The organism is Marinobacter sp. 1_MG-2023 (assembly GCF_030549045.1).
GTDB lineage: Bacteria > Pseudomonadota > Gammaproteobacteria > Pseudomonadales > Oleiphilaceae > Marinobacter.
Genome location: NZ_JAUOST010000003.1, coordinates 272,781 through 292,206 on the forward strand (window position 1 = coordinate 272,781; position 19,426 = coordinate 292,206).

Below are 19,426 nucleotides of genomic sequence, written 5' to 3' on the forward strand. Positions count from 1 at the left end.
AGTCACAAGAACAAGACAGGAAGCGACAATGAGCCTACCCATGCACAAACTCGGAAAACTGGACCGGATGGAAACCGCCAGTGTCGACGAACTTCGTCACGAGCAACTTCAACGCCTGCGCTGGAGCGTTTGGCACGCCTATACAAACGTGCCCCACTACCGCAAAGCGTTTGACGCCATTGGCCTGAAGCCGATGGATATCAACACGCTGGAAGACATTGCCAAAATTCCCTTTACCGGCAAAAACGACCTTCGCGAAAACTATCCGTTCAACATGTTCGCAGTGCCGATGAAAAAGGTTGTCCGCGTGCATGCGTCCAGCGGCACCACCGGCAAACCCACCGTTGTAGGTTACACCCAGAGCGATATTGAAACCTGGGCCGACATAGTTGCCCGGTCAATACGTGCCGGCGGTGGCAGTGCCGGAGACAAGATTCACATCGCCTACGGCTACGGACTCTTCACCGGCGGCCTTGGCGCTCACTACGGTGCTGAACGGCTGGGCTGCACGGTTATCCCGATGTCGGGCGGCCAGACCGAGAAACAGGTTCAACTAATCAAGGATTTCGAACCTGACATCATCATGGTTACCCCCTCTTACATGCTGAACATTGCGGATGAAATAGACCGTCAGGGTATTGATCCGAAGAAGCTGCCGCTACGACTGGGTATTTTCGGCGCGGAGCCCTGGACCAACGAAATGCGCACCGAACTGGAAGACCGCCTGGGCATTCAGGCCCTGGACATCTATGGCTTGTCTGAAGTTATGGGCCCCGGCGTAGGTATGGAGTGCCTGGAAACCAAAGATGGCCCAACCATCTGGGAAGACCACTTCTATCCGGAAATCATCAACCCGGAAACCGGTGAAGTGCTGCCCGACGGAGAATACGGCGAACTGGTGTTCACATCACTGACCAAAGTCGCCATGCCGGTACTGCGCTACCGCACACGGGACCTAACCCGCTTGCTGCCGGGCACTGCCCGACCTATGCGCCGTATCGACAAAATCACAGGTCGCAGCGACGACATGTTGATTATCCGCGGGGTTAACGTATTCCCGACTCAGGTTGAAGAACAGGTTCTCAAGTGTCGCGCTCTGGCACCTCACTACGAAATCGAAGTCTACAAAAAGGGCAACCTGGACTGCGTGGATGTCCGGGTTGAGCTGAAAGCCGGCGCAGACGGCGCGGACATCAAAGAGCACACTGCCAAAGAACTGGCACATCACATCAAGTCCTACATCGGCATCAGCACCACAGTGCAGGTACAGGATGCAGGAACCCTGAGCCGCTCTGAAGGCAAGGCCAAACGGGTATTCGATCGTCGCAAGGATTGATGGTGTTAGCCGGGGCGCCCAAGCGTATCGCCCCGGTCATTTATTTTTCCTTCGTGTTTCAGGAAAACAAAAGCAATCATTAATAGAAATAGATTAGCTGTTGATTTTCAAATAGTTAAAGGTACGACAAAAGTCTTAAAAGACCAACATGATACAAAATGTCATTCCTTGATATTTATTCAGTATCATATAATATGAAGTCATGGCCTGTGATGCCTCACGGCGCACTTTTGTCTGAAGACAAAAGACCAAACAAGTCGAATTCGGAGAGAGTTTATGTACGCACAAATGGTTGAGACCGGTACAAAGCGCCTCAAGACCCTGGAAGAGATGTCTCCCGAAGAAAGGGACTTCCAGGAAAAGGTAGACGCCGAAACCAAGATTGAAGCCAAGAACTGGATGCCGGACGGCTACCGCAAAACGCTGATCCGCCAGATCTCCCAGCACGCCCACTCGGAAATCGTTGGCATGCTGCCGGAAGGCAACTGGGTTACCCGCGCGCCGACGCTCAAGCGCAAGCTGCAGTTGATGGCGAAGATTCAGGATGAGGCGGGCCATGGCCTGTACCTGTACAGCGCCATGGAAACCCTGGGCGCTGATCGTGATGAAGAAATCCAGAAGCTGCACGATGGTAAAGCCAAGTATTCGAGCATCTTTAACTACCCCACCCTGAACTGGGCTGACATGGGTGCAGTGGGCTGGCTGGTAGATGGCGCTGCCATTGTGAATCAGGTGGTTCTGCAGCGTACTTCTTATGGCCCCTATTCCCGCGCCATGGTGCGCATCTGTAAAGAAGAGAGCTTCCACCAGCGTCAGGGCTACCAGATCCTGCTGGACATGATGCGTGAAGGCACTCAGGAACAGAAAGACATGGTTCAGGACGCCATCAACCGCCTGTGGTGGCCAGCACTGATGATGTTCGGCCCCCACGATGATGAATCCCCCAACTCCCAGCAGTCCATGGTCTGGAAGATCAAGCGCAAGAGTAACGATGAACTGCGCCAGATGTTTATTGATCAGACCATTCCACAGCTTGAATTCCTCGGCTGCACCGTACCTGACCCGGATCTGAAGTGGAACGAAGAACGTGGCCACTACGACTTCGGTGAAATCAACTGGAAAGAGTTCTACGACGTGCTCAAGGGCGATGGCCCTTGTAACCGTGAGCGGGTTGCCACGCGCAAGAAAGCTATTGACGAGGGTGCCTGGGTCCGGGAAGCCGCCGTTGCCTACGCAGCAAAACAAAAACAGCGCGCAGAAAAAGCCGCCTAAACAGGAGAAATAACAATGTCAGAATGGCGTCTTTACGAAGTATTCGTACGCAGCAAGCACGGCCTTAACCACAAACACGTGGGTAGCGTGCACGCTGCGGACAATGAAATGGCGATGGAAAATGCCCGCGACCTATACACCCGTCGCAGCGAAGGTGTGAGCATCTGGGTTGTTCCATCCGAAACCATCACAGCCTCCGCTTCGGACGAAAAAGAAGTTCTTTTCGACCCATCCGAAGACAAGGTTTACCGGCACGCTTCTTTTTATAAGCTGCCTGACGAAGTCGGGCACATGTAAGGAGCAGACCATGACACAGCAAGAAGCTTTACAGGAATACCTGCTACGCCTGGCTGACTCCGACATGATCCTCGGCCAGCGTCTCAGTGAGTTGACCGGAAAGGCGCCTGCAGTTGAAGAAGAGCTGGCCGTGATGAACGTCGCACTCGACCTGGTGGGGCAGGCCCGCAACTGGTACGAGTACGCCGCTGAGCTGATCGATGATGGCCGCGATGCAGACAAACTGGTTTTCCTGCGGGATGCTCACAATTATCGCAATCTGCTGATGGTAGAGCAGCCAAATGATGACTACGCCGTCACCACGGCACGCCAGTTTTTCTTCGATGTGTGGCACTACTTCACACTGAAGAGCCTGGTAAACGCCAGCGATGAGCGTGTCGCCACCATTGCAGCCAAAGCCGTTAAAGAGGCGACCTATCACCTGCGCCGCTCCTCCGAGTGGATAAAGCGCATGGGCGACGGTACCGAAGAAAGCCATCGCCGCATTCAGGACGCCTTCAATCTGCTATGGCGTTTCACCGGCGAGCTGGTAACTCCGGATGACGTCGACCAGGCCATGTTCAAGGCAGGCATCGGCCCGGACCCTGAGCAACTCAAGCAGGACTGGTTTGGCATGGTGCGGGAAGTCGCTGCACAGGCCACCCTGACAGTCGGTGAGGAAGACGCCTGGATGTACATGGGCGGCAAGCGCGGCGAGCACACCGAGCACCTGGGGCACATTCTGGCCGTGATGCAGTTTCTGCCTCGCGCCTACCCGGATGCAACCACCTGGTAAGTCTGTCTTTTATGGGGAGCATTCCGGTGACCGAACACGAACCATCGTCTGTAGACGTATTGATTGCCAGCGACCGGGTACCGGCCAACGCCCGACCCGAACTGCTGACAGAAGATGCAATCTGGGCACTGCTGGATAAAGTTCTGGATCCGGAAGTACCTGCCGTCAGCGTTGTAGAGCTGGGCATTGTTCGTGACCTGAGCTGGGACGGCACGCACCTGAGCATAGATGTAACGCCGACCTACTCGGGTTGCCCGGCAACGGAGCTGATCGAAGAGTTGATCGCCGAAGCCATGCGCGCAGCAGGCATTCGCGACCCACAGATCAACCGTGTGCTAACCCCCGCCTGGACCACAGACTGGATAACCGAAGAGGGCCGGGAGAAACTCCGGGCCTTTGGCATAGCACCGCCTGAGGGCAGTGCCAGCAAAATGAGCCTGCTAGGCGCCGATGAGGTGATCGCTTGCCCTCTGTGTGGCAGCACGCACACCGAGCGCCTCAGCGAATTTGGCTCCACTGCCTGCAAGGCACTTTATCGTTGCCTTGATTGCCGCGAACCCTTCGACTACTTCAAATGCATATAGAGCCGATACGATCATGAATAAATTCTACTCTCTGCCTCTGAAAGAGGTCAGGCCGGAAACAAGAAACGCCGTATCTCTGAGCTTTGATCTGCCCGAAGATGTGGCAGAAAAATTCAAGTACAAGCAGGGCCAGCACCTTGTCGTGCGGACCAAGCTGGACGGCGAAGAAGTACGCCGCACCTACTCCATTTGCTCAAGTGTCAATGATCAGGAACTGCGCATCGCCATCAAACGCGTGCCCGGCGGCGCATTTTCCAACTTTGCCAACGAGCAACTGAAACCTGGTTCCACTCTCGACGTTATGCCGCCCCAGGGACACTTCTCCATTGAGCTGGACCCTGAGCGTGAAGGTAACTACCTGGCTGTCGCAGCTGGCAGCGGCATTACGCCGATCCTGTCCATCGTAAAAACGACGCTGGAAACCGAGCCCAAGAGCCAGTTCACCCTGTTTTACGGCAACAAGGGCACCAGCAGCACCATGTTCCGCGATCAGTTGCAGGATCTGAAAAACGAATACATGACCCGCTTCAACCTGGTGTACATCTTCACCCGGGAAGAGCAGGACATCGACCTGTACAACGGGCGCATTGATGGCGACAAGTGTGACCAGTTGTTTGACCACTGGATTGACGCCAAGAACCTGACCGGCGCCTTCCTTTGCGGCCCACAGATGTTGACTGAAGTCGTACGGGAATCCCTTGAGCGCCACGGCCTGGACAAGTCGAAAGTTCACTACGAACTCTTCACCCCTGCCGGTGGTGTGCCTCAGGCACGTAAAGATCGTGCGGCAACCCAGGTCGACCCACAAGCTGTCAGCTCCGTTACCGTTAAGGCGGATGGCCGCTCGCTCACCTTTGATCTGGTGCGCGACACCAAGAGCATCCTCGATGCCGGTAACGACGAAGGTGCCGACCTGCCCTACTCCTGCAAAGCCGGCGTGTGTTCTACCTGCCGTGCCAAGGTAGTGGAAGGCGAAGTGGAAATGGATCAGAACTTTGCCCTTGAAGACTACGAGGTAGAAGCAGGCTACGTGCTGTCCTGCCAGTGCTACCCCGTGAGCGACAAGGTCGTCCTTGACTACGACGAAATGTAATTCTGGAGTTTTCTTTCATGTCAGTTCTCAAGAGTTTTATTGCCGGTGAATGGATCGGTGAGCAGCAGGCAAAAGCCCTGCCCAGCGCCATCAATGGCGAGATCGTTGCGCACACGCACGGCGATACTCTGGATTTCAAAAAGGCCGCCGAATACGGGCGCAAGGTCGGCGGGAAAAACCTGCTGGCCATGGATTTTCAGGAACGCGCTCTGGCCCTCAAAGCTATGGCACTGTACCTGCAGGAGCATAAAAAGGAGCTGTACGCCCTTTCAATGCACACAGGTTCCAGCAAAGCGGATAACGGTATTGATATCGACGGTGGCTTCGGCACCCTGTTTTCCTACGCCAGCATGGGCCGCCGGGAACTGCCATCCGGCAACGTGGTGCACGAAGGGCCTGTAACGCCGCTTGGCAAAAACAACCATTTCGCAGGCACCCATATTATGGTGCCCCGTGGCGGTATTGCCCTGCATATAGACGCCTACAACTTCCCGGTGTGGGGCATGCTGGAAAAGTTTGCACCCACATTCCTGGCGGGTATGCCGTCGATTGTGAAACCGGCGACGTCCACCTGCTATGTGACCGAACTGGCGGTGCGCCTGATGCATGAATCTGGCGCGCTACCGGAAGGCAGCCTGCAGCTGATCATTGGCAGCACCGGCGATCTGTTCGAGCACCTGGAAGAGCAGGATGTGGTTACCTTTACCGGCTCGGCAAAAACCGCCCGCATGCTGCGTAACCATCCAAACATCATCAACCGCTCGATTCCGTTTAATGCGGAAGCCGACTCGCTGAACAGCGCGGTTCTGGCTCCGGATGTAACGCCAGAGCACGAAGAGTTTGATCTGTTCGTTCGGGAAGTCGGTCGTGAAATGGTCGCCAAAGCCGGCCAGAAATGTACGGCTATCCGTCGCGTCATGGTGCCTCAGGATCACGTGCAAGCTGTGTGCGACAAGCTCAAAGAGCGACTGTCGAAAATCACCACGGGTGACCCTTCCGTCGAAGGGGTACGCATGGGGGCTTTGGCCTCTATCGACCAGCTGGAAGACGTGAAAGCCAACATTCAGGAACTGCTGAAAACCAGTGAGCTTGTCTTCGGCGGAGAAGGCAACTTCAAGCCAACAGGCGAAGGTACCGAAAAAGGCGCATTCATCGAACCGCACCTGCTGGTATGCCGTAACCCGGAAAATGGCTGTGGCGCTCACGACATTGAAGCCTTTGGCCCGGTTGCCACGATTATTCCTTACAACACTCTGGACGAAGCCGTTGAGCTGGTTGCCAAAGGCCGTGGTTCACTGGTTACTACCGTAACCACCCGCGACCCTGTAACCATTGCCAAACTGGCTCCGGCGCTGGCTGCCTATCACGGCCGCCTGCACTTGCTGGATGCAGAAGCTGCAAAGGAATCTACCGGCCACGGTTCTCCCCTGCCCATGCTGAAGCACGGCGGCCCGGGCCGCGCCGGTGGTGGTGAAGAACTCGGGGGCATTCGCGCCGTGTATCACTACCTGCAGCGCACCGCTATTCAGGGTTCGCCCACCATGCTGGCAGCGGTCACAGGCGAATATGTTCGCGGTGCCAAGGTGATCGAAAACGACATTCACCCGTTCCGTTATCACTTTGAAGATCTGCAGATCAACCAATCACTGCTGACCCACCGTCGTACGGTTACTGAGGCAGATTTGGTGAACTTCGGTTGCCTGTCGGGCGATCACTTCTACATGCACTTCGACGAAATCGCCGCGAAAAACAGCCAATTCGGCAAGCGCATTGCCCACGGCTATTTCGTGCTCTCTGCCGCAGCCGGCCTGTTCGTTGATCCTGGCGAAGGCCCGGTGTTGGCGAACTATGGCCTGGACACCTTGCGCTTCATTGAGCCGGTCGCGCCGGGCGATACCATTCGCGCCCGCCTGACCTGCAAACGCAAGATCGACCAGGGCCGTACGTCACCCGATGGCCACCCGCAAGGTGTGGTGGTTTGGGATGTTCAGGTCACCAACCAGGAAGACGAGCTGGTTGCCAGCTACGACATTCTGACGTTGGTCGCCAAGAAGCCGGAGTGATTCTTCCGGCATAAAAAAACCGCCAGCAGCTTTACGCTCTGGCGGTTTTTTTGTGCCTGTCACATCACATGCCCAAATACGCCTCACGTACTTTTTCATTGCTCAACAGATCGCGACCAGAGCCTTCAATAACCACACGCCCCGTCTCCAGAACATAACCACGGTCAGCAAGCGCCAGCGCCTGGGAAGCGTTCTGCTCCACCAGAAAGATAGTCATGCCTTCGTTTTTGAGCTCTTTGACGATGTTGAAGATCTCTTCAATGATCAGCGGTGCAAGGCCCATACTGGGCTCGTCCAGCAGTAATAGCCTGGGTTTTGCCATCAAGGCACGCCCCATAGCAAGCATTTGCTGCTGCCCGCCGGAAAGCTCTCCGGCCAGATTGCGGCGCTTCTGCCGCAGGATGGGAAACTTCTCGTACATACGCTCGAGATCGTCTGCTACCTCCGGGCTGCGACCGCGTGTGTAGGCGCCCAGCAAAAGATTGTCTTCAACACTCAGGTCTTTGAAGACCTGTCGTCCTTCAGGAACCTGTACAATACCGCTGGCGACACGCTGGTCCGCACCGATTTTCAGCAGATCTTTGCCTTCGAAGATGATGCTACCGCTATCAGTTGGCTGCAGACCGGAAATCGTCATCAGCAGTGTCGATTTACCGGCGCCGTTGGCTCCGACCAGGGAAACAATCTCACCGCTATTGATACGAATATCAATCCCATGGAGCGCTTCAATCTGCCCGTAGGAGGTCTTCAGGCTCTTGATGGATAGCATTTCCTCAGTAGCATGCTGTGCCGTTCTCCGCGGCGCGTGATGCAGCCCCAAGCCGCCCAGGCGTTCCGGGGTGTAACTCACAATGCGGTGGCGCAACTCTCGGAATTCATCCCGCACCCGTTCACCAAAAAGCGGGTCATTGGACTGATCGCGAGATTCCGTAATCAGGCGCCAATCGCCTTCACTCAGGAGCTTGCGGGCCCGGGGAATGACCACGCCTTCTTCTTTCTTGATGTGCTTGCGCAACGCTTCGGTAAATCGTGCCAACGCGTGGCTGAAGTCTTCCCGGCCATCCGGCCACTGCTCCATGCACACGCTTAGCAGATGACGTAACTCATTGATTTTCTGGTCACCAATAACATAACCGTGCGCCAACTTGTCCAGCAGCGGTTTGGTTTCCGGTGACTTGTCGCCCAGCAAACGATACAGCACGATTTCTTCGGGAGAGCTGTGCACCCGCCGCGCAAAGTGCTGAACATAATCGAAGATTGTGCTGAACAAGGTTTCGTCTGGCTGTTGTTCATTGATATTCATGTCGTGCTGAAGCTGGTCCAGCAGATCCAGTATGCGCCAGAGTGCCTGATGTTCCTGAACGATCGTACTGATGGCTTGCAGGCTATAGCTGTCTTCAGGCGCAACGTTGGTCGGTGTCTGTGTCATTGTCGTTATTCCTCGCTCCGTTTAACCGCCCAGATAGGCTGCAATCACGTCCGGGTTTGCACGAATCTGTTCCGGCGTGCCTTCCGCCAGAACGCGCCCGTAGTTAAGCACCAGCAAACGGTCGGAAATGCCCATCACCAGCTTCATATCGTGCTCTACCAGCATCACCGTAATGCCCTGTTCGGCAATCTTGCGGATCAGCTCTTCCAGAGCAGCAGTCTCCACAGCGTTCAGGCCAGCCGCCGGCTCATCCAGCAGGACGACCTTAGGCTCTGCAGCCAGTGCCCGGGCAATCTCGAGGCGTTTAAGCGCACCATAGGACATAGCGGATGCTTCGGTATCGAGGTACTCACCACAACCCACAAACTCCATCAGCTCAGTGGCTTTTTCCCGCGCGGCTTTTTCCCCGCGGGTAAGCGAAGGCAAACGGAACAGAGTGGTCAACAAATTGCTTTTCAGCGTCAGGTGCCGGCCCAGCATGACGTTTTCAATGGCGGTCATGTTCATACAGATCTGCATCTGCTGGAACGTTCGGCACATACCGCGCTCGGCCAGATCATTGGGCTGAAGCTTGGCGATGCTCTCGCCATTAAGCTTCACCTCACCACTGGTGGGTGTATACAAACCGGTGATCAGGTTGAATAACGTCGTTTTACCGGCGCCGTTGGGGCCGATAACCGAATACACCTGGCCGGCATCGACAGAGAAACTTACGCCCTCTACAGCGTGCACACCACCGAAGGCCTTGGACAGGTTATTGACTTCCACCAGAGCGGTCATGCGTCACCTCCGGCAGATTTTGAGCGTCGTTTGTTCAGGTAATTCGCTGCTGTTGGCAGCAAGCCCTTGGGCATGAAGATCATGGTCAGCATCAGGATCAAACCAAACAACATCATTTCCATCTCCTGAAAATCCGCCAGCACTTGTGGCAACAGCTCCAACACCACAGCGCCAATGATCACGCCTATGGTCGAGCCCATACCGCCCAACACCACCATGGTGATCAGCAAAATCGAAAAGTCGAAGCTTGCGATAGAAGGTGTAATGAAGCCCTGGAAGTGCCCGTAAAGCGCGCCCATTACACTGGCATATACCGCTGAAATCACGAACACCAGGCTTTTATACTTTGCAGTATTTACACCCACTACACTGGCCGCCACTTCTGAGCCATGAACCGAACGCAAGGCCCGGCCGATCGGCGAGTCAATCAGATTCTGCGCCAACCAGACTGCTGCGAGCAGTATTACACCGGCAAACAGGTACCAGGCCAGATCACCGCTGATGTCCATGCCAAACAGGGAGTACTGGCCAAAGACACTGAGTTCCCAGCCAAACACATCAAATGCAGGCATCGGCATGCCATCCGGCCCGCCCGTAAGCTCACGCTCGTTGTTCAGAATAATCGCGATAATGAAACCCACCGCGAGGGTTGCCATGGAGAGGTAGTGGCCTTTGAGGCGTAGAATCGGGCGCCCGACAGTCCACGCAATAATCGCCACACCGATGGCACCAACAACCAGTGCAGGGATGGCAGACCAGCCATAATTGCTGGTCATGATGGCACTGAAGTAAGCACCTATCCCGAAAAATCCCGCATGGCCCAGGCTGATCTGGCCAGCAAAGCCCACCAAAAGGTTAAGGCCGACGACAGCGCCGGCAATCAGCGCGATTTGCGTGGCCAGGCCATAATGAAACGGGTTGGAAATGAACAGTGGCAGGGCAAACACCACGATAGCCAGGATAACCAGGCCCTTGAGACGGAATTGCGAAAATTGAGCCATCATCACACCCGCTCCACAACTTTGGCGCCAAACAGGCCCCGGGGCATGAAGAAGAGCACTACAAGAATCATCGAGAAGGCCACAGCGTCTTTATAGTCAGACGACAGGTACCCTGCAGCCATGGCTTCCACAACGCCAAGAGCCAGGCCACCCACAACCGCGCCCATACCGCTTCCCAGGCCACCGATGGCCGCTGCCACAAAGCCTTTCAGGCCAAGAATGATGCCGATGTCATAGGAAGTGAAGGTAATCGGCGCCACCACAATACCGGCTACAGAACCCAGTAATGCAGACACCATGAATGCCAGCATCAGCACGACCTGGGTCCGGATACCGACCAGACGCGCAGCGTCTTTGTTCATCGAGGTGGCAAGAATCGCTTTGCCTGTCAGTGTACGTGTAAAGAAGTAGACCAGCACGGCCACGAGAACCGCACCAACACCCAGTACCCAAAGACTCTGGCTGTTAAGCACGGCTCCGAAAATCTGAATCGGCTCTTCGCTGCTGAAATTTGGCATAACGTGGTATTCCTTACCCCACACCAGCTGAGCCAGACCACGAATAAAAATAGATGCGCCAATGGTGATAATTATCAGCGTAACCACATCCGCATTTTTAGCGGGTGCGATAGCCAGGCGCTGCAAGGCAATACCCAGCACACCGGCAAGAACTACAGCAAGTACAATCGCGAGCAGCATTGGCACGCCCATGGCCGTCAAAGAGACAGTCGCCATACCGCCAATCATCAGGAACTCGCCCTGGGCAAAGTTGATCACATGGCTGGCGTTATAGATCAGCGTGAAACCCAGGGCGATCAAAGCGTAGGTGGCACCAATTGTGATGCCCGTAAACAGGTATTGCAGGAATTCAGAGAACATAATCGGTTCCGCTCGCGCAGCGGCAACCAGCCATCCTTTACGGACAACTGGTTACCTGTGGTACGGATAAGAATAGGCTTAGTTGATCAACTTCCAGCTGCCATCCTGGACTTCCAGGATGCGGAAGGATTCAGCTTCCAGGCCGTTGTGATCTTCGGGTGACATATTGAAGGTACCCGTAACACCTACGTGGCCCTGAATGCTCTCAAGCGCATCACGTACTGCGGCTTTGTCTGTGCTGCCCGCTTTCTCGATGGCTTCAACCGCCAGCATCAGGCCGTCATAGGCATAAGCACCGAAGGTAGACACCTTGGAGTTCCAGCGCGCTTCGTATTCGGTTTTGTACGCTTCAACTACGGGCTTTTGTGGGTCATCCGCTGGCAGCGAATCTGGTACCAGCAAGGGTGACGCAGGCAATCTCAGGCCTTCAGCGCTGTTACCGGCCAGTTCGAGGAAGCTATCAGAAGCAACACCGTGGGATTGGTAGAACGGAAGTTCAATACCCAGCTGGGAGTAGTTGCGGGTAACGATGGCCGGACCCTGACCAAAACCGAAGTTAAGAATGGTCTGCACACCGTCGGTGCCGCGAATGTTGGTGAGCTGGGCCGTCATGTCAGTATCAGAACCGCCATAGGTTTCATCAGCAACAATCTCGATTCCACCCATTGCGCTGGCCGCAGCAAGCGTTTGCTCCCGACCTGAACTGCCAAAACCACCGGTGCCCGAGATCAGGCCCACTTTGGTCAGGCCGCGCTCTTTCATATCAGTCAACACACGCTCTGCCGCCATACGATCCGTTTGCGGAGTCTTGAAAACCCACTTTTTAACCGGATCAGTGATAACAACCGCACCCGCGAGGGAAATGAACGGTATACCCGCCTGCTCAACCATCGGCACTGCTGCCATGGTGGCACCCGTGGTGCTGCCACCGACAATAATGTCCACTCGGTCAGAGCGGATCAGGCGGCTTGCAAAGTTACGGGCCTTGGACGCGTTACCAGCGTCATCATAATGAACAAGCTCGAGTTGACGACCCAGTACACCGCCTTCCTCGTTGATCTTTTCTACATACATTTCAAGGGTTTTCAGCTCCGGATCGCCCAGAAAAGAGGCCGGTCCGGTAACCGCAAGAAAGGATCCAATACGAATGGGCTCAGCTGCCTGAACGTTCATGGCCAGCAAGCCGGCCGCGGCAATAGCTGCAAACTTACTTGCACGACGCGTGATATCTTTGAACATTTTTGTTGTTCTCCCAGGTGTTGTCAGGGCATTTTGGTTTTATAGGCCCCTGAATTTCCGAAAACAGAACGTTTTTCCTACAAAGGTCATACTTTTCGTATCACGTGAATCTTCGCAGCGCACTGTTTTCAGTTTGGCACGGCCGACATTCGTCGAACTCAGCCATTATTGGCTATCCGCCATTCCAATAATACGATACCGTTGACGGATATCAATGGAAAATATTGTATCACTAATCCGGTGTCAACTGAGGACTGCAGTCAGGCATACAACTTTTTCACCAACTAATACCAATGTATTAGCACACATATGCCTTTATGACATTACCCGGAAACACCAGAGCTATTATTGCCCGCTCCGGCTTCATGCAGCTTTACGCGAGGCCGGTATCAAGGATAATGGGCGCCGGAACGGCCTTGAAGGAATAAAACAATCATGTCTGCAAAACAACAGCTCGAAAGTCTGATCCGGGACTTCCAGAAGAAGCGTCCTTTGCGCGCAGGGTCGTTGATCATTACTACCTATGGCGACATAGTGCACCCTCGCGGCGGCAACGTGTGGCTGGGCAGCCTCATGAAACTGCTGACGCCTATGGGGGTAAGCGAGCGCCTTGTGCGCACATCTGTCTACAGGCTTGTTCAGGATGGTTGGCTGCAAACAGAAAAAGTCGGCCGCTGCAGCTATTACAGCGTTACTGGCGCCGGCTTGAGGCGATTTCAGCAGGCATTTGAGCATGTCTACACCATCGGGACCGACGATTGGAATGGTAGCTGGTGCCTGGTATTCCTTAACCAGCTGGAACCAGAAATCCGGGCCAAGGTTCGTGAGGAACTCAAATGGCTCAGTTTCGGCAGCATGGCAACAGGTGTAATGGAACATCCTCGCTTCACGCGCCATGAGCTCGTGCCTCTATTGCAGGAATGGGGAGCGCTGGACGACACCATCGTGATGCAAACCCAGCCCCTGGAACAACGAAGCCCCAAGGCACTGCGCAAGCAGGTCAAAGAAAGCTGGAATCTGGACGAGCTGGGCTTTCGCTATAAGCGCTTCCTGGAAAAGTTCCGGCCTCTGTGGCGGGAACTCAGCACCAACGACAACCTGAGCCCCGAAGACTGCGTTACCGCGCGCATCCTGCTGATTCACGAGTATCGTAAAATATTGCTGCGGGATCCCTTGCTGCCTGACGAACTGCTACCGGGTGATTGGGAAGGACGGAGCGCCAAACAGTTGTGTCGCAATCTCTACCGGGCGATATACAGCCGCTCTGATGAGCTCCTCTCGAGCCTGCTGGAAAATGCATCTGGCCCCTTACCCGGGCCGACGCCAGGCTTTTACCGTCGTTTTGGCGGCCTGGTCGAAGAAAATTCAGCAAATAATGTTGCAACAGTGGCGGAGGAGTCTGCCTGACTCCTCCGCTTTACGCTTGCGTTGCAATTAACCCGCAGGGCGCCCCTGATCCGGCTGGCTGTAATCGCAAACACCGTCAGGGAAGATCTCGGTCAGCCGAGCGATTTCGTCATCGGTAAATGACACTGTGCCGTAGGTGTCGTCATTCAAAGCGGTTGTAACCGGCTTCAGCGCACACTTGAACACACTGCCTTCAATCGGCCCACCGGCCACGATACGTGAAGTTGAGTAGGTCTCAAACTCCGCAGTACAGGCACCTTCAGGCTCGTTATCAAGAATGCCGTTCCATACGCCATCACCCTCAGCGATAAGAGTGCCGTCCGCTTCATAGCATCTGTCTACGGCTGCTGCCGGCTTGTTTTCGGCGATACTCAGCTCGGGGTTCGCGCGCATGTTCATCAGCCAATCATGAAGCACCTCCAAGGCCGCTACGGTGGGGTCAGATTCTTCGTTTGGCTCAGGCTCATCCGGGTCGGACAAATCCGTCGGGCGCGCATCTGTAAACCAGATGACCTGATTGTCAGCATCGCCCATTTTGTTGGCAATCCGCTGGCGCACAGAGAACGACTGGTGGCTGTTGTGCATGTCCAGCACCTCTTCCAGGTAGTGCCTCCAATCGATAACAGGCATATTGAGTTGCCCATCGAACACCATGCCGGAATCATAAGCGGCCTGAATCGCAGCCAGATCGCCCTGAGTCCGGGGCGCCGGTTGCGTGCCGTCCGGGCTCAGAGTCATGTTTCGGGAGCTCCAGGGATCGAAGCTGGCGGGGCTAACAGTCGAACCAACAAATGGAAAGCCTTCCTGCACCATTTCGGATGGCTGCTTCCACCCCCCAATCTGGGCGTTCAGCTTTAAAAACTCGGATGTCGAAATATTGCCATCCAGAAGTGCTCCAAGCCCATATTGCACGCCAACATTGTCATACAGGGTGCGGGGGTTGCCGTTTTCGTCAAGTCCGTAGATATTTCTCAGATCGTCGTAATGCGTCCACTCAACGCTATCCATCACACCCTCAGGCTGCATCAATTCCTGGTTGCGGGCCGCGCCAAAGGCCGGGTTCATCACCAGAGGCGTCAACCCACGCCAGGCCGGGATACACTCGGTCATGCCGGGTGCCGTACTGTACCCGAGCATCTGTTTTGCACCTGCCAATGGGTCTGGGTAATCATCAGTCGCATTCAGCCCGACCAGCCAACTCCGGTTGGTTGTTGTCTGCCATTTGGCGTTGTTTTTATCAGTGACATCCATGTAGTACTCAAGTAATTCACAGTCACCGATATGAATGGTCTGTGTGACCATGTCAGGGTAGGAGTACTGGGGCACACCAGCGTCCAGAAGATCAGGATGATTCTGGGAATAAACGTACTGCTGGATACCGCCTCCGGATCCGCCAACAGATACAGTGTACTCAGGCACACCAAAGCGTTTGATGAAATGCTCTTTCACCATCAGCGCCGTTTCACCACCGACCTGAAGGTTATAATGGGTATCTGCTCTGGTACCGGTGGAATAAATAACCGCATAACCCTTCGCAAGCGTATCTGGGCGTAGCGCACGACTGTCGCTGACCCGGCCCTGTGAATGGCCGATGGCTACCCCACCCTGAAAGTGAAACAACAGGCGACCATTCCAGTTGACAGCGGAGGTCTCCTCAGGCTCATCCCCCAGTTCGGCGAGGGTGGCAAAGCTGTAGATAAACCGGTTAATGGTCCCGCGCTCCTGGCGCACGATGAAATCAACGGTGCGGCCATCGGTAAGCTCTGTGGTGGCCATATCCGTAGGCCGGGAGCCGTCATCAGGCAAGGGAGCCCAATTACCTCCGGTAGTGCGATAAACGAACGTGACGTAGGAGTCGATTGTGCAATCTCGGCTCAATCCAACCTGGTTACCATCGCCATCCATAACCGGGAAACCTGTATCGCCTTGTGTATCCACCTCGGGCTGCTTACCCAACTCTGTTGTTACGGTACACACGAAGGGATACTGCTGCGGGCCAGAGAATATCGGACCGGTTACGGGATAAGCCGTCAATGTCAGATCGCTTAGCGGCCCGTACTCAACATGGTGCAGCTCCAGCCGGTTTTCGCCCTCAGACAATCCTGTGACGAGAATTTCCAGGCCCTTCCGGCCCTCCCGGATCACTGGGGTGACTTTGGCATCATTGAGCCAGAGTTCCAGGCTGTCCTTTTCCGCAGCGATCGTGGCAGCATCGCCGTCAAGGCCCACCAGAACATCGTTGCCACTGACCTGGTCCGGAGCACTGGACAGAGTGGCGAGCTCAAGGTCTGGTTGATCGGAGGAACTACCTGAACTGCTGGAACCATCGAAACAACCGCTTAACATGAAGGTCGTCAAGCCTGCGACCAAGCCAAACTGTACCCTTGAGTTCTTACGCATAAACAATTCCCTCTTCGTTGTCTTATTGTCGGGCGTAACACAGAGCATAGGAGTGAGTAGCAGATCGCAACAGATACAGATTTGGACAAAACACTCAAACAGGCGCTGTACTGTAAATCGTCAAGTGAGCTGCTGGTGTGCCAGTACGCCAAGCTTGCGCACGGCTGCAGCAATATCTGGCGTAACAGGGCTCCCCGCATTCAGGCGCAGACAATGAGTATGACGCCCGGCGGGAGAAAATACCCGCCCCGGAAAAATGTGAATCTGCTGCTTCAGAGCACAATCGAAAAGCCGCCCGGCATCAACGGCGTCCGGCAACTCCAGCCAAAGAACACACCCTCCGGACGGCTCATTAATTCGTGTGCCTACTGGAAAATACTGGCGAGATAGCGCCATTAATTCACGGGTCTGGCACTGCAGGTGAGTGCGCAACTGTTGCAGGTGTTGATGATAGAAGCCGCTCTCCATCAGCCTGGCCATCACCAGTTGCGGCGCCGAAGCCGTGGTAATGTTGCTCACCTGTTTCAGTTCGAGCACCCGGTGCAAAAAGCGCCCCGGAGCAATCCAGCCCAGCCGCATCCCTGGCATGAGAGATTTCGAAAAAGAGTTGCAGTAGATGACCTCGCCTACGTGGTCAAATGCCTTGATCGGCAACTGCGCCTCCCCGAAAACCGTGTCACCCCAGATGTCATTTTCGATCACCGGCACCTTATAGCGCCCGGCCAGCCGCGCCAGCTTTTCCCGGTTTTCGGTCGGCATGCTGAACCCTAAGGGGTTCTGGGCATTGGCTGAAACAATACAGGCAGATACCTGGCCCCGGCGCATAGCCTGCTCAAGCTCTGCCAAACGGATACCCTGGTGAGGGTCTGTGGGAATGGGCAAAGCCTTACGTCCCAAAACCTCCAGTGCAACCAAGGTGCCGTAATAGGTGGGCGTTTCTATAGCCACGGCATCACCGGGCTTTGTCACTACCCGCAAAGCGAGCTCAATGGCTTCCATACAGCCATTGGTGACCAGCACATCCTGTTCGGTAACCGGCACCGGATAGTTCAGGCTTCGGCGGGCAAGCTGGTGAATAAAAACTTCCTCACCGCGCGGATGGGCATAATGCCAGGTGGCAAGCCCATCTGACCGGGTAACCCCTCTGAACTCCTGCATGACTCGCTCAACAGGCATAATTTCAGTGCCCGGTAATGCTATCCCGAACCGCGTCATGGAGTGACTTACGTAGGGCTCCATGTAGCGCAGAATTTCTTGACTGAGCGACACCTCCACAGGAAGTAAGGGGACAGGCGTCCGTGTCACATCCACCGGTTTTTGTTCAGACAAATTCGGGGTAACGATCACACCGGAACGCGGGATACGATGAATCAGGCCATCGGCTTCAAGCTGCCGAAAGCACTGCAAAATAGTGTTGACGCTGACCTGGAAGAGGCGGCTGAGCACCCGCACAGAGGGTAGCTTCTCTCCGGCACGGTAACTCCCCTCATGGATGTGCTGCCTGAGGTGATGGCTGACATTTTCATACAGGTAGGCTTTTCCAGACATGGACAGTCCCGACACTCGTCCCAGAGCAACGCAACGTGGCTATCCCTGCAGATCAACCAGGCGACTCGTATTTTTATTTTATTTAAGCGTAGACCAGTCGGCCCCTTTGGTACAGAGCACTGCACAGAGCCGCTTGCTTCATTACCTGAAGATCTCTTATCGATTTTTCAGGATTATTTAATGAACTTTACCCTTTTTACAGGTTACATATTCCGTAGCATTCTATCCATATATCCAATGTTATGGAGTCAGGAATCATGTGGAAAGGGTTAGGAGTCTGCGCTCTGCTTACCGCCGGTGGGTTCGCCCTAGCGGACATCCCGGTCATTCAACAAAGCGGCATCAGCCCACTAGTCTTCGCTCTGCTGCTGGCGATGCTCGCCGGAAATATGCCATGGGCCCGAAAGGCTGGTGGCCTGGAGCAGGGGTTGAAGTTTGCGACGCGCTGGCTGCTGCGAGGAGGCATTGTTCTCTTTGGCTTTTCCATCACCCTCGGCCAGATTCTGGCTCTCGGCCCAGGTGTGGTCGCGCTCGATGTTATTGTAATGAGTACAATACTGGTGCTGGGCTATCAGCTAGGCACACGTGTGTTCCGCCTGGACGCAGAGACCGCCCTGCTGACCAGTGCCGGTAGCGCCATTTGCGGCGCAGCGGCTATCCTCGCGACTGAAGCCACCATACGCTCCAAGCCGGCGGCAACCTCCATGGCCGTCGCGACAGTGGTACTGTTCGGTAGCCTGGCAATGCTTGTCTACCCTGCTCTCTATTCGGTTCTCGGGTGGGATCAAAGCCTGTATGGGGTGTACATTGGCGCAACCGTGCACGAGGTGGCACAGGTAGTAGCCGCGGGTGATGCCATTGGTGCCGATGCTCTGGCCAACGCCGTTATCGTAAAACTCGTGCGCGTCATGCTGCTGGTTCCTTTCCTGCTGATTGTTGGTCAGTGGTGGTTAAAGCGGGTTAAAACGGAACAACCCCAGTACGCTAGTGGCCAGGGTTTAACCATCCCCTGGTTTGCCTTCGGTTTCGGCGCCATGGTCATCGTGAACAGCACTATTGCACTACCGGCGATGGCTCACGACACACTTGTTCTGGGCGGCCAGGTCGCTCTGGCAATGGCAATGGCGGCACTGGGCTATGAAACAAGGATTGATAAACTGCGCAGCCTGGGTTTCAAGCCCTTCTTACTGGCGTTGATATTGTTTGTGGTGCTCATTGTGGAAGGCATGCTGCTGACCCCACTGTTAATGGGCGCATAATCCGGTCTGGAAGCCTACAAATACGGTGTCTGCACAGGTTCACCGTTCGGGCATTGCGCTACCAG

16 protein-coding genes and 1 pseudogene are annotated in these 19,426 nt (G+C 55.1%); 9 read left to right on the top strand and 8 right to left on the bottom strand.

The window, feature by feature from the left end; translation table 11 throughout:
* The first annotated feature begins 28 nt into the window (after positions 1-28).
* The 7 genes from paaK (at position 29) to paaZ (ending at position 7,420) form a co-directional block, all read left to right on the top strand.
* Positions 29-1,336 carry a phenylacetate--CoA ligase PaaK gene (gene paaK, locus Q4606_RS10715; RefSeq protein WP_303607507.1) on the top strand — a complete coding sequence of 436 codons (1,308 nt, stop codon included), beginning with the start codon at positions 29-31 and terminating at the stop codon, positions 1,334-1,336.
* Positions 1,337-1,612: 276 nt separating this feature from the next.
* Positions 1,613-2,608: a 1,2-phenylacetyl-CoA epoxidase subunit PaaA gene (gene paaA, locus Q4606_RS10720; RefSeq protein ID WP_303596973.1), complete on the top strand. Its 996-nt coding sequence runs from the start codon at positions 1,613-1,615 to the stop codon at positions 2,606-2,608.
* A gap of 15 nt (positions 2,609-2,623) precedes the next feature.
* Positions 2,624-2,905, top strand: coding sequence for a 1,2-phenylacetyl-CoA epoxidase subunit PaaB (gene paaB, locus Q4606_RS10725; protein ID WP_303596972.1), 282 nt, complete (start codon positions 2,624-2,626; stop codon positions 2,903-2,905).
* A gap of 10 nt (positions 2,906-2,915) precedes the next feature.
* On the top strand, positions 2,916-3,680 hold the full coding sequence (gene paaC / locus Q4606_RS10730) for a 1,2-phenylacetyl-CoA epoxidase subunit PaaC (RefSeq protein WP_303607508.1): 765 nt from the start codon (positions 2,916-2,918) through the stop codon (positions 3,678-3,680).
* An 11-nt stretch (positions 3,681-3,691) separates the two neighbouring features.
* The gene (gene paaD / locus Q4606_RS10735; RefSeq protein WP_303607509.1) at positions 3,692-4,264 is read left to right on the top strand and encodes a 1,2-phenylacetyl-CoA epoxidase subunit PaaD; all 573 of its coding nucleotides are present in this window, start codon (positions 3,692-3,694) and stop codon (positions 4,262-4,264) included.
* Positions 4,265-4,277: 13 nt separating this feature from the next.
* Positions 4,278-5,357 (top strand): 1,2-phenylacetyl-CoA epoxidase subunit PaaE, encoded by a 1,080-nt coding sequence (paaE, locus tag Q4606_RS10740; RefSeq protein ID WP_216006505.1) that lies wholly within the window; start codon positions 4,278-4,280, stop codon positions 5,355-5,357.
* Between the two features lie 17 nt (positions 5,358-5,374).
* Positions 5,375-7,420, top strand: a complete 2,046-nt coding sequence (gene paaZ / locus Q4606_RS10745; protein WP_303607510.1) for a phenylacetic acid degradation bifunctional protein PaaZ — start codon at positions 5,375-5,377, stop codon at positions 7,418-7,420.
* 64 nt (positions 7,421-7,484) lie between these two features.
* On the opposite strand, the gene Q4606_RS10750 is transcribed toward paaZ, so the two are convergent.
* From Q4606_RS10750 to Q4606_RS10775, 6 genes and pseudogenes are all read right to left on the bottom strand, one after another.
* The gene (locus tag Q4606_RS10750; protein WP_303607592.1) at positions 7,485-8,189 is read right to left on the bottom strand and encodes an ABC transporter ATP-binding protein; all 705 of its coding nucleotides are present in this window, start codon (positions 8,187-8,189) and stop codon (positions 7,485-7,487) included.
* Between the two features lie 210 nt (positions 8,190-8,399).
* A pseudogene (locus tag Q4606_RS10755) lies at positions 8,400-8,849 on the bottom strand (hemerythrin domain-containing protein); the annotation flags it as partial.
* A gap of 21 nt (positions 8,850-8,870) precedes the next feature.
* A complete protein-coding gene (locus Q4606_RS10760; RefSeq protein WP_303596968.1) occupies positions 8,871-9,629 on the bottom strand; it encodes an ABC transporter ATP-binding protein in 759 nt (252 codons plus the stop codon).
* Positions 9,626-10,633, bottom strand: a complete 1,008-nt coding sequence (locus tag Q4606_RS10765) for a branched-chain amino acid ABC transporter permease (RefSeq protein ID WP_303607511.1) — start codon at positions 10,631-10,633, stop codon at positions 9,626-9,628. Before Q4606_RS10765 ends, Q4606_RS10760 begins: the two co-directional genes overlap by 4 nt.
* The gene (locus Q4606_RS10770; protein ID WP_216006510.1) at positions 10,633-11,508 is read right to left on the bottom strand and encodes a branched-chain amino acid ABC transporter permease; all 876 of its coding nucleotides are present in this window, start codon (positions 11,506-11,508) and stop codon (positions 10,633-10,635) included. The genes Q4606_RS10765 and Q4606_RS10770 overlap by 1 nt, the downstream gene beginning before the upstream one ends.
* A gap of 78 nt (positions 11,509-11,586) precedes the next feature.
* On the bottom strand, positions 11,587-12,747 hold the full coding sequence (locus Q4606_RS10775) for an ABC transporter substrate-binding protein (RefSeq protein ID WP_303596966.1): 1,161 nt from the start codon (positions 12,745-12,747) through the stop codon (positions 11,587-11,589).
* 435 nt (positions 12,748-13,182) lie between these two features.
* On the opposite strand from Q4606_RS10775, the gene paaX reads away from it, so the two are divergent.
* Positions 13,183-14,154, top strand: coding sequence for a phenylacetic acid degradation operon negative regulatory protein PaaX (paaX, locus tag Q4606_RS10780; protein ID WP_303607512.1), 972 nt, complete (start codon positions 13,183-13,185; stop codon positions 14,152-14,154).
* 27 nt (positions 14,155-14,181) lie between these two features.
* Here paaX and Q4606_RS10785 read toward each other — a convergent pair whose 3' ends face one another.
* Positions 14,182-16,554, bottom strand: a complete 2,373-nt coding sequence (locus Q4606_RS10785) for a DUF6351 family protein (RefSeq protein ID WP_303607513.1) — start codon at positions 16,552-16,554, stop codon at positions 14,182-14,184.
* A gap of 120 nt (positions 16,555-16,674) precedes the next feature.
* Positions 16,675-18,102 (bottom strand): PLP-dependent aminotransferase family protein, encoded by a 1,428-nt coding sequence (locus Q4606_RS10790; RefSeq protein WP_303607514.1) that lies wholly within the window; start codon positions 18,100-18,102, stop codon positions 16,675-16,677.
* A gap of 257 nt (positions 18,103-18,359) precedes the next feature.
* Between Q4606_RS10790 and Q4606_RS10795 the strand changes: the two genes are divergently transcribed.
* Complete coding sequence (locus Q4606_RS10795; RefSeq protein WP_303607515.1) at positions 18,360-19,361, top strand: YeiH family protein; 1,002 nt, start codon at positions 18,360-18,362, stop codon at positions 19,359-19,361.
* Positions 19,362-19,426 lie beyond the last annotated feature (65 nt).